Genomic DNA, 15,383 nt, shown 5'->3' with positions numbered 1-15,383 from the left:
CCAGCGCGATGGGCGATCTTTGCATGGCGCGTTCGCTTTCCCGTGTCGATCCCGCTTCGAGGCGCGAAGCGCGAGGCTTCGCGAGTGAGCATGCAACGACGTTAGCTTACGCGATCGGCGTGGTGCGCACCACGCGAGGCGTGCAGCTTCGGGGCGAACGCGCGCTTCCTTATTCCGCTGTATCGAGCGCGGCCTGCGCGCGGGCGCGGGATTCCTGCGCCGACTGATTGCGCTCGGCTCTGGCTTCGCGCGCTTCCTGCTGGAAGGTCTGCCGTGCTTCCGCCGTGCGGGCGCGCTGTTCACGGTTGGCCTCGCGGATTTCCATGCGCTTCTGAACGATCGGGTCGTTATGCGTCACCGTGGCGGCGCTCCGGGTTTCCTTGCTTTCGGCGGCGCTGGTCTGTGCGCTCGTTTGCGCAAATACCTGGCCCATCACGAGGGCGCTGATGACGATGGCGACAGTGGCGATGGTGCGGGTTCTGAGCTTCATGCGGTTCTCTCCAGAAATTAGTTTTGTATAACTAACGAATTCTCATGCTCAGGTAAGAGCGTGAGCGGGCGTATCGAGCGATGAGAGGCGGGTAACCTCGGCAGCTCTTGTTTTCAGGCTTTCATTTTACTTTCGTGCTGATGCAGGTCAACCCGACGCCAGGTCCAACGACCCGGCCTCACGGCCTCGACGCCCCTGTTCATAAGCCGTTGAGGAATTTGCATGACAGATGGTCGCAGCGATCTGTTCTGTCACTGACGCAGCATGTCTGCAATCGTTCGTGTGAGCGCGGTTTGACGGTGCGCCTTCCGGTGAATCATCCCCACTGTGCGGATGAAGGGCCGCCCCGGCAGCGGCACGAGCCGCAAATTCGGATCATTCTTCCATTTTCCGCCTTGCAGGACCGGCAACACGCTCACGCCCACGTCGTTGCGCACCAGTGAGACGATCGTTTCGATCGAATTCAGCTCGAGGTATTCGAGCGGCTCGATGCCGAGTTCGGCGAGCGCCTGGTCGATCACCACGCCGGTCGGCACTCGCCGGTCAAAGCGCAGGAAGCCGCGTTCGCGCAGGATGGACCGAGCATCGTCGCCTGTTGCCGCGCGGCTCGTCACGAGCATGAGCGGCTCTTCATAGAGTGGCGTCCATGCGAGTGATTCGTCCAGCGAACCGTCTGCACTGCCAACTACGACGGCGAGATCGACATCGCCGTCTTGCACCATGCGCGCCAGCTCGTTCGAGCGGGCCGAGGTTAGGCGCACTTCGAGTTCAGGGTGGTCCGTTTTCAGATGCGCGACGGCCAGCGAAAGCGCGCCGATTACTGATACCACTGCGCCGATGATTATCGAGCCGCGCATCGTGTCCCCCGCACGGGCGGGCAGTTCGTCGATCAGCGCGAGAATGTGATCGACCTTGGCGCAGATCTCGCGGCCTTCGCGCGTGAGCGCGACCTGACGCGCCCGGCGATCGAAGATCTGGCGGCCCAGCGCCTCTTCGAGCCCGCGCATCTGCTGGCTCACGGCCGCCTGCGTGAGGGCGGTCTTCTCGGCCGCCGTGGCAAAAGTTCCGCTGCGCGCGACGGCTTGCAAGGTTCGCAGCATGCGTAGAGTGAGCATGTAAATAAAACTTAAGTATCGACAATAAAATCTTAATATTTTTTTGACTTGACCTTCAACATAATCGATAAACCGGCAGGAGCCGTGCGCGCCGCAACTGAATGCCGCCGCGCCCGCGCCGCCATCCTTCATTCATTACCCGATGTGGACGCCCATGACGCGCTTCAACTGGCAAAACCCTTATTCGACGCCGCGCCTGCCGGTGTTCGCCCGCAACGTCGTTTCGACTTCGCATCCGCTCGCGGCACAGGCGGGGCTGCGCATGCTCTGGAAGGGCGGCAATGCCATCGACGCCGCGATCGCCGCCGCGGCCGCCATTACCGTGGTCGAGCCCGTGTCCAACGGTCTCGGCAGCGACTGCTTCGCGCTCGTGTGGGACGGCGCGAAGCTGCACGGCCTGAACGCGTCGGGCTATGCGCCGGCGGCATGGAGCGTCGATTACTTCCGCCGCAAATATGGTGAGGAAGACGGTCTCGCGAAGCAGCCGAAGCGCGGCTGGGATACGGTGACGGTGCCCGGCGTGATCGCCGGCTGGGAGGCGCTGCATGCGAAATTCGGCTCGCTGCCGTTCGCGGACCTCATGGAGCCGGCCATCGAGATCGCGGAGCGCGGCCATGCGGTGGCGACCATCGTCGCGCGCAAGTGGCAGGCGGCGATTCCCGAACTGCACGACCAGCCGGGCTTTGCCGAGACCTTCATGCCGCGCGGCCGCGCCCCGGAGGTGAGCGAGCGCGTGTGCCTGCCCGGCCATGCGGCCACGCTGCGGCGTCTGGCCGAACGCGGCCCGCGCGACTACTACGAAGGAGAAGTTGCCGCGCGCATCGCCACGTTTGCGCGCGAAGGCGGCGCCGCGCTCACGCTGGACGACCTGCGCAACTATCGTCCGGAATGGGTCGAGCCGATCGGCAAGGACTATCGCGGCTACACGGTTCACGAGATTCCGCCGAACGGGCAGGGCATTGCCGCGCTGATCGCGCTCGGTATCCTCGAACAGTTCGACATGGGCTCGCTCGCAGTGGACAGCCTCGAATCGCAGCATCTGCAGATCGAGGCCATGAAACTCGCATTCGCCGATGTCTACCGCTACGTTGCCGATCCGCGCTCGATGGAAGTCACGCCCGAGCAGATGCTCGACGACGCGTACCTCAAGGCGCGCGCGAAGCTGATCGATCCGAAGCGCGCGACGCAGTTCGACTTCGGCATGCCGCGCTCGGGCGGCACGATCTATCTGTCCGCCGTAGACGAGCGCGGCATGATGGTGAGCTTCATCCAGTCGAACTACATGGGCTTTGGTTCGGGGGTGGTCGTGCAGGGCACCGGCATCGCGTTGCAGAACCGCGGCTGCGGCTTCTCGATGGACCCGGTCTCGCCGAACGTCGTTGAAGGCGGCAAGCGCCCCTTCCATACCATCATCCCGGCGTTCCTCACACAGCAGGTGGAAGGCCGCCAGGAAGCGGTGATGAGCTTCGGCGTGATGGGCGGCGACATGCAGCCGCAAGGGCATTTGCAGTCGATCGTGCGCATGCTCGACTATGGTCAGCAGCCGCAGGCCGCGTGCGATGCGCCACGCTGGAAGGTCAACCGCGACTTCACGCTCGACATCGAATCGACCTTCGATGCGCAGACGGCTCGCGCCTTGCAGGGGCTTGGCCACGAGATCAAGGGCATCGACGATCCTTATATGGACTTCGGCTCGGGCCAGTTCATCTGGAAGCTCGATCGCAACGATCCCGAGCGCGGTTATGTGGCCGCGAGCGACACGCGCCGCGACGGTCTCGCAGCGGGCTTCTGAGCGGCCCAAATCGATCAATTAGCAGATCAAAATAAATGGAGGGGATTGACATGGGGATGGGATCATCGGCTTCGAAAGCGCCGCTCAGCCGCGGCATGGTGCGCCGCATCGTGTTCTCCTCGTCGATCGGCAATGCGCTCGAGTGGTTCGACTTTCTCGTGTACGGCTACTTCGCGCCGATCATCGCGAAGCAGTTCTTTCCCGTGCACGACGAATGGCTATCAACGCTGCTTGCCATCGGCACCTTCGGCATTTCCTTCCTGATGCGACCGCTCGGCGCCATCGTGCTTGGCGTCTACGGCGACCGCAAAGGACGCAAGGCGGCGCTCACGCTCGCCATTGCGCTCATGATGGCGGGCACGCTCGCGATGGCGGTCATGCCGCCGTACGCGGCGATCGGCATTGCGGCGCCGCTCCTGATCCTGCTTGCGCGACTCGTGCAGGGCTTCGCCGTAGGCGGCGAATTCGGCAGTGCGACGGCGTTCATGGTCGAGCACAGCCAGGCGAAACGTGGCTACTACGCGAGCTGGCAGTTCGCTAGCCAGGGGGCGGCCGCAATTCTCGCTGCTTCGTTCGGTGGCGTGCTCGCATGGTGGCTGCCGCCCGAACAACTGCAGGCGTGGGGCTGGCGCGTGCCGTTCTTCTTCGGGCTCCTGCTTGGCCCCGTGGGCTGGTACATCCGCTCGCATCTGGACGAAACGCCCGAGTTCGTCGCGAACCAGCAGGAAAGGCGCGAAGCGGATGGGCGCGCAACCCATGAGCCCTCGCTCGCGCGCCAATGGGTGAACGTGCTGCTCGCGGTGGGCATCGTCGCGCAATCGACTGTCGGCGTGTACATCCTTCAGCTTTATATGCCGATGTACGCCGTGAAGCAGCTTCACATGGCGGCGGCGACCTCGTTCGGCGTGGTCGTGCTCAACGGGGGACTGCAGTTCGCGCTCTCGCCGGTGATGGGCGCGCTCTCGGACCGCATCGGGCGCATTCGCATCATGCTGACCACGTCGATCCTGCTTGCCGCGCTCACGTATCCGATGTTCGCACTCTTGCAGCGCCATCCCACGCTGGGCTGGCTGCTCGTGCTCCAGGGCGCGGCCGGGGTGTTCAAGGCGGCGTATTCGGGCCCGATGCCGGCGCTGATGTCGGAGATCTTTCCCGTGCGCGTGCGTTCCGCGGGGCTTTCGATTGCGTACAGCCTTGGCGTGACGCTCTTTGGCGGCTTCGCGCCGACGATTGCCGAGGTGCTGATCCACGTGACGGGCGATACGCTCGCGCCGGCTTATTACGTTTCGCTCGCGGCCGTGATTTCGGGTGTGTCGCTCGCGATCGTGGGATGGCGAACGATGCGGCAGGCTGCGCTGCGCACCACGCTCGCGAGCTGATACTGCGGTTTCGACGGGTATCGCCGCTGGCGCCGTGCCCGCAGAATAGCCCTTTAAATCAGGGCATGAATCGAGCGCGCTGCGCTAAAGCCGCCCCCGAGTGGTGATATAGTCGCACGCTCGCCGCCGTCCACCGGCGCGGGATTTACGATTTGTCAGGTTACGGGAGAGTGTATGGCGATCGATTATCGTGGCTTTCGAGTCACTGTCGATGCGAAAGCAGATGCGACGGACACGCAGTGGTTGTGCCGTGCGGTTCTGGAAGGCACCGATGCGCAGGTCGCAACGGCGAAACTCCCGTGCTTGGAGCTTGCTATTCCCAGGCTCAAGATCGATGTGCTGATGGCGCTGAGCATGGTCGAGCAGAACGCCAAACAGGCCGTCGACGAGTGGTGGTACGCGAGGCAGCCCGAAATGGCCTGATCAGTTCGCGGGCGCGATCGCGAGCGGTTCAAGGCCGGTCCTCGCGATCGCGGGCGCCGCCTCCGGCGACGACAGATATCGAAGCAGCGCTTCAGCGCCAGCCGGATTTCTCGCAGTCGCGGCGATGCCCCCGGAAAACACCGTGTACCTTTGCAGTTCCGCGGGCAAACTGCCGACCACCGTGACCCCCTTCACCGGCAACAGTTCCACGACCTGTTGCAAACCGAGTTCCGCTTCGCCGTTTGCAACGACAGTGGCGACCCGCTCGGCAGGAACCATACGGCTCTTGCTTTTCACGCGCCCTTCGATGCCGAGACGCGCAAACAGTTCTTCGCCGATATAGACGCCATTCGCGCTGTCCGGATAAACGATCGATTTCGCTTCAAGTAGCGTGCGGCGCAATGCGTCGGCCGAGCTGATATCCGGTTTCGGCGCCCCCTCGCGAACCGCCACGCCGATTGGCGAGCGTGCGAGGTCAACCTTGCTGCCCGGCACGACGTTGCCGGCGTTGATCTGATCGTCGAGCGCGTAGCCGACCACGATCAGCACGTCGGCCCACTCCCCACGCGCGAGCCGCACGGGAATCGCATTCAAGGCCGTGCCCGCTGCCGGCCCCCAGATGGTGACGAGGGTATCGCCGGTTTCTTCCTCGTATTGCGGACCCAGTTCGCGATACGCAGGCGCAAACCAGCCCGATATCATGACCTTGACCTCGCCTGCCAATGCCGCGCTGGGGCTCAATATCGCGAGCAGCACGCAAATCGCGAATGAGCCAACCTTGAGCTTGTGGATAGTCATGGCTGCGCCCCATCTTGATCGGCTGAGCCAGCCCGAACATCCATCCGCTTCGGGCGCCAGTCATGACTTTAACCGGCCGCGCGTCATGGCGCGCATTTGCGAATGCGAGCGACGCCAATCCGGTCAATGCGTACCACATTAACGCCGCAGCTGAGTCGCAAAGGATTCCTGAGCGAATCGACGAGCGCACCAAAGAAAAATGGCGCCGCAGGCATTCAGCCTGCGGCGCCATTGCGTGACGCTCCGACGGGACGCTGCAACGCGAATACCGCGCCGCAGCCCGACGACGTGCTTACATCTGCACGGTGTCGGCCACTTCCTTGAAGTCTTCGATCTGGTCGAAGTTCATGTATTGGTAGATCTTGTCGCCGTTGGCGCTGAGCACGCCCATGTCGGCCATGTACTCTTCTTTGGTCGGGATCTTGCCCAGACGCGAGCAGATTGCCGCCAGTTCCGCCGAGCCGAGGTACACGTTCGTGTTCTTGCCCAGACGGTTCGGGAAGTTACGGGTCGAGGTCGACATGACCGTCGCGCCTTCGCGCACCTGTGCCTGGTTGCCCATGCACAGCGAGCAGCCCGGCATTTCGGTGCGTGCACCGGCCGTTCCGAAGACGCCGTAGTGGCCTTCCTCGGTCAGCTGCTTCTGGTCCATCTTGGTCGGCGGAGCGACCCACAGCTTGACCGGAATGTCGCGCTTGCCTTCGAGCAGCTTCGACGCGGCACGGAAGTGACCGATATTGGTCATGCAGGAGCCGATGAACACTTCGTCGATCTTCGCACCGGCCACGTCCGACAGCGTCTTCACGTCGTCGGGGTCGTTCGGGCAGGCCACGATCGGCTCGTGAATGTCGGCCAGATCGATTTCGATGACGGCGGCGTACTCGGCGTCCGCGTCCGGCGAGAGCAGTTGCGGGTCGGCCAGCCACTGTTCCATCGCCTTGATGCGGCGCTGCAGGCTGCGCGGGTCCTGGTAGCCCTGGGCGATCATCCACTTCAGCAGCGTGATGTTGCTGTTGAGGTACTCGATGATCGGTTCCTTGTTCAGGTGGACCGTGCAGCCGGCGGCCGAGCGCTCGGCCGATGCATCGGACAGCTCGAACGCCTGCTCGACCTTCAGGTCGGGCAGGCCTTCGATTTCGAGAATGCGGCCCGAGAAGATGTTCTTCTTGCCTTGCTTGGCAACCGTGAGCATGCCTTGCTTGATGGCATACAGCGGGATTGCGTTGACGAGGTCACGCAGGGTCACGCCCGGCTGCATCTTGCCCTTGAAGCGGACCAGCACCGATTCGGGCATGTCGAGCGGCATCGTGCCGGTGGCGGCCGCGAAGGCGACGAGGCCCGAGCCGGCCGGGAAGCTGATGCCGATCGGGAAGCGCGTGTGCGAGTCGCCGCCGGTGCCGACGGTGTCGGGCAGCAGCATGCGGTTGAGCCACGAGTGGATCACGCCGTCGCCCGGGCGCAGCGCGATGCCGCCACGGTTGCTGATGAAGTTCGGCAGGGTCTGGTGCGTCTTCACGTCCACCGGCTTCGGATAAGCGGCGGTGTGACAGAACGACTGCATGACGAGGTCGGCCGAGAAGCCGAGGCACGCCAGGTCCTTGAGTTCGTCGCGCGTCATCGGGCCCGTGGTGTCCTGCGAGCCGACCGAGGTCATCTTCGGTTCGCAGTACGTGCCCGGGCGGACGCCCTGGCCTTCCGGCAGGCCGCACGCGCGGCCGACCATCTTCTGGGCCAGCGAGAAGCCCTTGCCGCTGTTGGCCGGCTGCTGCGGCAGACGGAACAGGGTCGAGGGAGCGAGGCCCAGCGCTTCACGCGCCTTGGCGGTCAGGCCGCGGCCGATGATCAGCGGAATGCGGCCGCCGGCGCGCACTTCGTCGAACAGCACGTCGGACTTGACCTGGAACTCGGCGATCACTTCGCCGTTCTTCAGAGCCTTGCCTTCGTACGGGCGCAGTTCGACCACGTCGCCCATTTCCATCTTCGACACGTCGAGTTCGATCGGCAGGGCGCCGGCATCTTCCATCGTGTTGTAGAAGATCGGGGCGATCTTGCCGCCGAGGCACACGCCGCCGAAGCGCTTGTTCGGGATGAAGGGGATGTCTTCACCCGTGAACCACAGCACCGAGTTGGTCGCCGACTTGCGCGAGGAGCCGGTGCCGACCACGTCGCCCACGTAGGCGACGAGGTGGCCTTTTTCCTTCAGCGATTCGATGAACTTGACCGGGCCGCGCTTGCCGTCTTCTTCAGGCGTGATGCCCGGACGAGCGTTCTTGAGCATCGCCAGCGCGTGCAGCGGGATGTCGGGGCGGGTCGTGGCGTCCGGAGCCGGCGAGAGGTCGTCGGTGTTGGTTTCGCCCGTCACCTTGAAAACGGTGATGGTCAGGCTTTGCGGGACTTCCGGACGGCTCGTGAACCATTCGGCGTCGGCCCAGCTTTGCAGCACGGCGCGCGCGTTGGCGTTGCCCTTGTCGGCGAGTTCCTTGACGTCGTGGAACGCGTCGAACATCAGGAGGGTCTTCTTCAGCGCGTCGGCCGCGACGGTGCCCACTTCGGCGTCGGACAGCAGCTCGATCAGCGGCTGGATGTTGTAGCCGCCGAGCATCGTGCCGAGCAGCTCGGTGGCGCGCGCGCGAGAGATCAGCGCGCAGGCCGTTTCGCCCTTGGCCACGGCGGCCAGGAAGCCGGCCTTCACGCGGGCGGCTTCGTCCACGCCGGCGGGCACGCGGTTGGTGATCAGGTCGAGCAGGGTCTCTTCTTCGCCCGCGGGCGGATTCGTCAGCAGCTCCACCAGCTCGGCGGTTTGCTGTGCCGTCAGCGGCAGGGGGGGGATGCCGAGCGCGGCGCGCGCGGCTACATGAGCACGAAAGTTTTCAAGCATGGGGGACCTGCTGGTATTCGTTTCAGGGGAAGGCATTTCAGGCGCACCGAGCCCGTGCCGGGCACTGCTCCGACGGCGATTCTAATTGCAATGCCCTGCTGCGTCAAATGTCTTATGTCTTATATAAGAGTTGGCCCGCACGCGTCGAAGCCCGGTATTGGGAGCCGCCTCCGAGTTCCGCCGATGTATTTGCGCTCGAACCCGAGTGCGGCGTTGACGCTATCGATCCACGCGCCGCCCGCATTGCCGGGGTCCGTGGCGCGCTGGCAAGACTCAGCCCGGAGCAGCGCTGCGCGCCGATTCTGCTCGCGTACGAGCCGGTGTGGGCCATTGGCGAACACGGGGTTCCCGCCAGCCCCGAATACGCCGATGCGCGACAAGCGGCGATCAGTCTGGTCGCTCAGGCGATTCTCGGGCGCCGCATACCGTGCCTGTACGGCGACTCGGTCAACCCCGACAACTGCGCTGAACTCACCGCTTGCCCGAACATCGACGGGCTCTTCATCGGTCGTTCGGCGTGGAATGTGAGCGGGTATCTGGAGATATTGAAGCGTGTCGGGTCAGTCCTTTGACCTCGATGCTGGCTTGCCAACTCTTCTTGTCAAGGAGATCGCCATGAAAGTGGCCATTGGAGGCGACAGCGGGAGGCGACAGCGCCGGAGCCGAGTTGGCCCGAGTGCTGGCCGACTATCTGAAAGATCGCTTCGACGTCTTTGAAGTGTCGAGCAACGAATCCAATCCGAACGAGCTTTAGATCATCACGATGGGTTCGCGTGTGATCGGGCCGGAGGTGGTCAAGGCCATTGCGGACGCTTTTCTCGACAACACGTTCGACGAAAATGGGCGAAGCGCAGGCAACGTGGCCGCGATCAACGAAGTGGATTCGAAATCTTGCGCACCAGCCATCGCCGACATGTCGAACATTGTCTCGACGTTATTCGACGAGACGTTGCCTCGCACCGGTACGGCCTGAATTATGTTCGTGGGGGGGCGGATCCCACTTTCGACCAGACTAAACGCGCGACGCGTTCGGCCTGGCGTTCACGCACCTTCCGTCGATGCCGATAAGCAGCTAACACCATCGTGCGATTGAGTCTCGCACCGCTTCCTCTCAAGCGATTAACGTTGCATGACGTGCTTGAAGACGAACTATTTTTCGCAAATGACCGCCGTCATGAGAAGCGGCATGACTTCCCTTACCGTTGCCGGGCTCCCAGTTTCGCGAATGCGCTCGCTAACCGCCTCTTTCGCCGCCATTACGACGACACCATAGACCCGATGGGGCGTTTCACCTGCGCTGATTTTCTGCGTGAACATGTCGTCGTTCGGGGAGAAACCGAAGACAGCCCGCACTTTGAATCCCAGTGCAGTCAGATTCTGATCCGGCCTGAGTCGATACGCGTTGACCGAGTCGGCCGAAACTCTCATGGGTATCGGATCGATCTGCTTTTGTTCGACCAACTGCTCGATGAACGTGTGGGGACCAAGATGGCAATCGAGGCTGGCACCGATCTCCTGCGCGTAAATCACATTCGAGACGAGGGCCGCGCCGAAGGCGACCTGTCGAGGCAAATGAGAGATTTTCACGGGTATCTCCTGTTCGGTGTGCCTTTGATTTCCATGGAGCTCTCCGGCCAGGCGCGCCTTAGGGGTCCTGTATCAATTGTCGTTCCTGTCAACACAGGCTGACTACGCTTTGCCGGCTAGCATTCGCGGCTGACGGCACAGCCAGGTTGGTTCAGGCAGCGTTGCAAAGGCGACCAGGCGGTGCCCGTCTGCACTATCGCCTCAGTGGTCGGGAGACAAGCTCTGGCCCGGTGACTGGCGGTCAAAACATGCGGACTGCTCTTGGGATCTGGAAGGATTCGGGGCGAGTATCGAGCCACCGGAAAATTGAATGATTGAGGGCATGAGGTCTCTGCCGAAGTACCTGTCAATCCAATCTATCTGGCTCCCAGCAGCTTGTCCATCATACGGACGTATGTCGCGCTATCCGTTCCGGAATGTATAGCGAGGCGCCTGGCATGGGATTGCGGCTCGCCCTGTACCCGGTTCGAAAGCGGTTGTGTCCGTTAGCGGCTTGTACCGGCACGCTGTCTTCAACGCAATGGCAAAGCTTCATACGATCGTATACACACGGCGCACTGCGGTGTCCCGCGAAGGTTGATTCGCTCCTGGTGGGGCGGCGCAATTCGCATCAACTGTCCGGATTCCGGCGGCTCGTCCGTGGCAGCCGGGACTTCTCCTGGAACGCGTTGCACAAGTAGCTGGTTGGGAGTGTTGCGGCCGTCCCCAGCCCACGTTGTTCAAGAAACGAATCCGGCACGGCTGACGGAATGGAACGTGCCATAACGGCAGGTTGCAATCGCTTCAGCGTCGGACTGTGAAGTGGCCTGTGCATAGGCAACCGACCATCGGCCGCAGGCATCGCGATAACGGATCGAATAGGTGTGCATGGCAATCTCCTGTGGCACCCGATTAGCGGGGCCTTGGCGGTCGTTGAAGACGGTGGTCGCTGCCGCCGACATCGGATTATCTCGATGCAGGTGGACCAAATCTCTTGCAATAAGGGTAGACGGACGAGAAAAAGAAAACCATTGTACGAACGGTCAATGGGCTCCTCGTCGGGCATAAGGGGCACATACTTTTGGATAACCCGAAGCGTCCAGAAGCTAGTGTTCGAGTCCTGGCGGCAATGTGGCGAAATCCATTGCAGTGAGCTCGGTTGCGATACGTCACTGCTTCACCGCACCGCGCAATAAGGATGAGCGCGGATGCACCTCTCGCGCGTCGTGGTGCCATCTTTCAAGGTTCCAGATAGCCTCTGAGGTGAGCGAGGCTGCGCCGGATCCAGCTTTTCACGGTGCCCTGCGGCACGCCGAGGGCAACAACTCCGCTATCGTTACTCGCATTCGACGGGCTTGCGCCTGCAGAACTCCGAGGCATCGGCGTACAAGTTCTTTACGCCAGTCATTGAAGTGAAGCTCTCATACGTCTACATACCCGGCCACATTTGAACGACCGCAGAAGCGTGGCAGCACGGGCCTGACCGTGTCGCGTATTTGTCCTGGCACGATCACGTTCGGCGCGCAAGCCGAACAATCGGCTTCTCAAGCGATTCTCGATCGCGGCGCCGCTGATCGGTGCGAGCCGCGCGGACCAGCTCGCGCAGACGCTGGCGGCAGAGGCTATGACTCTCGACGGGGATGTGCAGGCGGCGCTGGAGAAGCGCCTGGCACGTATCGGATGGGAAATGCAGCGCGACAGCGGTACGCGGTCTACACACAACGAACGCCGATCCCGATTCGCTGATTTTGGCCAAAGGCATTATCCACGATTACTGTAAATGCGGTCTCCAGGATGCCCCGGAGACCCCCTTCGCTCCGTCCACGCTGGAGTCAGCGCCCGGGTGGGAAAAGGACCGGCAGCGAGCGAAATTTACGACTCGTTCGAGCGGATCGTCAGCGCGTTCCTGACCGACGTTACGCCTTGCACGCTCCTGGCGACTTCGGTAGCGCGATCGATCTGCGACTGCTCGGGCACCGTCCCTTGCAGGACCACGGCGCCGTCGCGAGCACGCACGGTGATCTTAGCCACGTCGATGTGTTTGTCCTTGGCGAGCACGGAGCGCACCTTGCGGCTGAGCGCGCGGTTAGCGGCCTTGGCCTGCTTCGATTCGTGCTGCGAAGCGGCGGCCGGAGCGCTGGCCGCGGGTGCTGCGGATGCCGCGTCGTCCTGTGCATAGACTTGCAAGGACGCAGCGATGAGAGCCGTCGCTGCGGCGAGCTTGAACGTTTGAATAGCCTTCATGCGGTTTCTCCTGTTGTCATAGGTTGTTATCGACCCACGAACGGGTCGGTGCGCTACTCCATCGACTTCGAAACACCATTGCGCGAGGGCGAGGCAGACCCGCCCGGTTTCCTCGGTCTGTTCGTCCGAAGCCGCGCTGACTCTCGACGGGACGCGATTATAAGAACGCGATGGGCGGCGCAGGCAGGAAAAAACGCAGTTGAATGATTAGCTTGCAATCGATCTCATCAATGTGTAAGCGAGCCGTTTGTGGTCGTGAGTTTGTGGCCACGTCTCCATGGATCCCAATTGGGTCTATCAGCACATCGAATGTGCCCGACCTCTTGTTTCCCGGTTGGGCGAGAATTCGAGCGCATGTGCAGCTGCAAGTGCGCAAAAGAGAGTGCGTCGGGCGTCGCATAATTGCGACGCTGATGTTCGATAGATGAGTCTTCCAGGAAGAAAGCGATAGCCAGGTTGTGTCAACTATCGCTTGATTCCTCAATCGCGAACGCAGCGGAAACCCGCATAAACATACTGATAATGCGGCTGGAACCAGTTGCGGAAGGTCGGCCGCACCATGCACTGCGCGGTGCGCGGCGAGCCGCCTTTCATCGTGTAGTGCTGGCCATCGAAGAAGTTCGCCGAATAGCCCTCGTAGAACGGGAACGCCTTGAAACCGGGCAGCGGCCCAAAGAGCGTCGACGTCCACTCCCAGCCGTTGCCGTACAGGCCTTCGACGCCCCACGTGCTGACGCTGTCCGGCGTTGCGTCGACAGCCACCGGATCCCAGCTGCGGAAATCGAAGTTGTCGGTGTAGCCGGGCAGCGCGCCGTGCGCAGCACGCTGCCACTGTGCTTCGCTCGGCAGCTTTGCGCCGCGCCAGCGCGCAAAGGCACTCGCTTCCGCGTGGCTCACGTACGCCGGCCAGGCACGCGGCAGGGGAATGTCTTCGAACATCGTGCGCAGTTGCCAGCCTTCGGGGCCGCGCGACCAGAACACAGGGTGCTCGACCTGTGCACTTTCCTTCCACGCCCAGTCTGCGTCGTTCCAGAGATCGCGCCTGCGGTAACCGCCATCCTCGATGAACGCGAGAAACACGCCGTTCGTGACCATGAACCGGTCGATCTCGAACGCGGGCACGTCCACCTGTTGCTCGCCGAATTCGTTGTCCCAGCCAAATACCCCGCGCTCGGCCGTCATGCCGAGTTCGGTGCGTCCCGCTGGCACCTGCACCATCTCGTGCTCGACGTCGTAGCGATGGTCGGAACGCGGGCGCGCGGCACCCGGCGCGCGTTTTTGCTCGAACGGCAGCTGATGCAGCATGTAAGCCAGCGTTTCGACATGCATGAGCCGATGTTCGATCGCGACGTTCAGCAACTGTCCCGGTGTGTCGTGATTCGAGGCATCGACCGGCAGATCGAGCGCCGAGAGTTGATCGTCGATGCGGCTGCGGGCGTCACGCCCGTAGGCATGGACTGCGGCGAGGGCAGGCCAGTCGGCGGGCGTGTCGGTGGGCAACTGACCATCTACGGGGTCGATGCCGAAAGCGAACAACCGGTCGAGGCGCGCGTCCGAGGAAGGCAGATCGAACAGGCGCTTGTCGAAGAGGTTGCGGTCGAAGGCTTCCAGATGGCCGATGTAGAACACGATGCGATGACGCTCGCGAATCGGCCGCTCATAGAGAAATTCGGGCTTGACAACGTCGAAAAGGGCGTCGCTGGCGGCACGCGCCTCCGTGAGACGGCTAGCAAGCGTACGGGAATGCGGGAGATGCATTTCGGCGATTCTCCTTGCGTGGGCGTAGAGCGAAACTTTATCCCTGCGCACGAGTTGTGCCAACGTCAATAGCGCGTCGCCGAGGCGCGACGCGCGAGCGCCGGGCGGCCGCTGCGCCCGGCACTCCATGCGTTACACGCGCCGCAGACCTTCCAGGTCGATGATTTTGATCAGCTTGCCCTGTGCGTCGATCAGTCCGCGCTTTTGAAATCTCGACAGGGTGCGACTCACCGTTTCGAGCGTCATGCCGAGATAGCTGCCCATGTCCTCGCGGGTCATGCGCAGGTTGAATTCCGCATGCGAGTAGCCGCGCTGGCCGTTGCGTTCTGAAACATCGAGCAGGAAGGCGGCGACGCGTTCGTCGGCGGAAAGCGAGCCGAGCACCATCATCTGCGAAGATTCGCGAATGAGCTGCTCGCTCATGAGGCGGTGCATCCGGTCTTGCAGGGCGCCGGTTTCGCGGCACAGGTGCTTGAGTGCCTGGTACGGAATGATGCAGACCGAGCTGTCTTCGAGCGCGATCGCGCTGCAGGTATGGAAGCCGGTGCTGATGCCGTCGAAGCCGAGCGGGTCGCCGGCCAGCCGCAGGCCGGTGACCTGCTGGCGGCCGTCACGATGGGCCATCACCGTTTTGAGCGAGCCGGAACGCGCGACGTAGAGATTGTCGAACGGGTCGCCGGCACGGTATACCGTCTCGCCGCGCCGCACGCTGCGCGCGGAGCAGATCACCGCCTCCAGTCTCGGCAGATCGTCGAGGGTGAGCCCCTGGGGCATGCACAGGTGCCGCATCGCGCAAACCGAACAGCGGGTGGCGGTGCGCGGAGGCACGGGGAGCGTGTGATTGCTGCGGTGCAGGGTGCTGTGGGAAACGGCGGTAGGGGTAAGCATCGACAACGCTCCTTTGATCACTGTCCGGGCATTGTCTACCGGGGTCATATCT

The 15,383-nt window shown here is 62.8% G+C and carries 15 protein-coding genes; 6 read left to right on the top strand and 9 right to left on the bottom strand.

The window, feature by feature from the left end; genetic code table 11:
• Window positions 1-169: 169 nt before the first annotated feature.
• Window positions 170-490, bottom strand: a complete 321-nt coding sequence (locus tag BMI01S_RS43200; RefSeq protein WP_042290987.1) for a hypothetical protein — start codon at window positions 488-490, stop codon at window positions 170-172.
• A 251-nt stretch (window positions 491-741) separates the two neighbouring features.
• Window positions 742-1,605, bottom strand: a complete 864-nt coding sequence (locus tag BMI01S_RS26340) for a LysR substrate-binding domain-containing protein (protein WP_028214261.1) — start codon at window positions 1,603-1,605, stop codon at window positions 742-744.
• 154 nt (window positions 1,606-1,759) lie between these two features.
• On the opposite strand from BMI01S_RS26340, the gene BMI01S_RS26335 reads away from it, so the two are divergent.
• The 3 genes from BMI01S_RS26335 (at window position 1,760) to BMI01S_RS26325 (ending at window position 5,199) form a co-directional block, all read left to right on the top strand.
• The gene (locus BMI01S_RS26335; RefSeq protein ID WP_028231946.1) at window positions 1,760-3,397 is read left to right on the top strand and encodes a gamma-glutamyltransferase family protein; all 1,638 of its coding nucleotides are present in this window, start codon (window positions 1,760-1,762) and stop codon (window positions 3,395-3,397) included.
• 50 nt (window positions 3,398-3,447) lie between these two features.
• The gene (locus tag BMI01S_RS26330) at window positions 3,448-4,776 is read left to right on the top strand and encodes an MFS transporter (RefSeq protein WP_036045945.1); all 1,329 of its coding nucleotides are present in this window, start codon (window positions 3,448-3,450) and stop codon (window positions 4,774-4,776) included.
• A gap of 174 nt (window positions 4,777-4,950) precedes the next feature.
• Window positions 4,951-5,199 carry a hypothetical protein gene (locus BMI01S_RS26325; RefSeq protein ID WP_028214264.1) on the top strand — a complete coding sequence of 83 codons (249 nt, stop codon included), beginning with the start codon at window positions 4,951-4,953 and terminating at the stop codon, window positions 5,197-5,199.
• Here the strand turns inward: BMI01S_RS26325 and BMI01S_RS26320 are convergent, their stop codons facing one another.
• On the bottom strand, window positions 5,200-5,997 hold the full coding sequence (locus tag BMI01S_RS26320; RefSeq protein ID WP_028214265.1) for a substrate-binding domain-containing protein: 798 nt from the start codon (window positions 5,995-5,997) through the stop codon (window positions 5,200-5,202). It lies immediately after the preceding gene.
• A gap of 62 nt (window positions 5,998-6,059) precedes the next feature.
• Here BMI01S_RS26320 and BMI01S_RS41075 point away from each other — a divergent pair, with 62 nt between their 5' ends.
• Window positions 6,060-6,236: a hypothetical protein gene (locus BMI01S_RS41075; RefSeq protein ID WP_154671347.1), complete on the top strand. Its 177-nt coding sequence runs from the start codon at window positions 6,060-6,062 to the stop codon at window positions 6,234-6,236.
• 53 nt (window positions 6,237-6,289) lie between these two features.
• On the opposite strand, the gene acnB is transcribed toward BMI01S_RS41075, so the two are convergent.
• Window positions 6,290-8,875: a bifunctional aconitate hydratase 2/2-methylisocitrate dehydratase gene (gene acnB / locus BMI01S_RS26315; RefSeq protein ID WP_028231944.1), complete on the bottom strand. Its 2,586-nt coding sequence runs from the start codon at window positions 8,873-8,875 to the stop codon at window positions 6,290-6,292.
• Between the two features lie 107 nt (window positions 8,876-8,982).
• On the opposite strand from acnB, the gene BMI01S_RS26310 reads away from it, so the two are divergent.
• On the top strand, window positions 8,983-9,447 hold the full coding sequence (locus BMI01S_RS26310; RefSeq protein WP_081716195.1) for a triose-phosphate isomerase: 465 nt from the start codon (window positions 8,983-8,985) through the stop codon (window positions 9,445-9,447).
• A gap of 191 nt (window positions 9,448-9,638) precedes the next feature.
• The gene (locus BMI01S_RS42600; protein WP_028231943.1) at window positions 9,639-9,848 is read left to right on the top strand and encodes a hypothetical protein; all 210 of its coding nucleotides are present in this window, start codon (window positions 9,639-9,641) and stop codon (window positions 9,846-9,848) included.
• Between the two features lie 176 nt (window positions 9,849-10,024).
• Here BMI01S_RS42600 and BMI01S_RS26300 read toward each other — a convergent pair whose 3' ends face one another.
• The 5 genes from BMI01S_RS26300 to BMI01S_RS26285 form a co-directional block, all read right to left on the bottom strand.
• Window positions 10,025-10,462: a hypothetical protein gene (locus BMI01S_RS26300; RefSeq protein ID WP_051381489.1), complete on the bottom strand. Its 438-nt coding sequence runs from the start codon at window positions 10,460-10,462 to the stop codon at window positions 10,025-10,027.
• A gap of 719 nt (window positions 10,463-11,181) precedes the next feature.
• Window positions 11,182-11,331, bottom strand: coding sequence for a hypothetical protein (locus tag BMI01S_RS39375; RefSeq protein WP_238328073.1), 150 nt, complete (start codon window positions 11,329-11,331; stop codon window positions 11,182-11,184).
• A gap of 982 nt (window positions 11,332-12,313) precedes the next feature.
• Entirely contained in the window at window positions 12,314-12,685 is a 372-nt protein-coding gene (locus BMI01S_RS26295) for a BON domain-containing protein (protein WP_028214269.1), read from the bottom strand.
• Between the two features lie 480 nt (window positions 12,686-13,165).
• The gene (locus tag BMI01S_RS26290) at window positions 13,166-14,443 is read right to left on the bottom strand and encodes an SUMF1/EgtB/PvdO family nonheme iron enzyme (protein WP_028214270.1); all 1,278 of its coding nucleotides are present in this window, start codon (window positions 14,441-14,443) and stop codon (window positions 13,166-13,168) included.
• A gap of 132 nt (window positions 14,444-14,575) precedes the next feature.
• Window positions 14,576-15,331 (bottom strand): helix-turn-helix domain-containing protein, encoded by a 756-nt coding sequence (locus BMI01S_RS26285; RefSeq protein WP_081723508.1) that lies wholly within the window; start codon window positions 15,329-15,331, stop codon window positions 14,576-14,578.
• Window positions 15,332-15,383 lie beyond the last annotated feature (52 nt).

Source organism: Paraburkholderia mimosarum LMG 23256 = NBRC 106338 (genome assembly GCF_000739815.1).
GTDB classification, from domain to species: domain Bacteria; phylum Pseudomonadota; class Gammaproteobacteria; order Burkholderiales; family Burkholderiaceae; genus Paraburkholderia; species Paraburkholderia mimosarum.
This window is presented reverse-complemented; position numbering and strand designations above follow the sequence as displayed.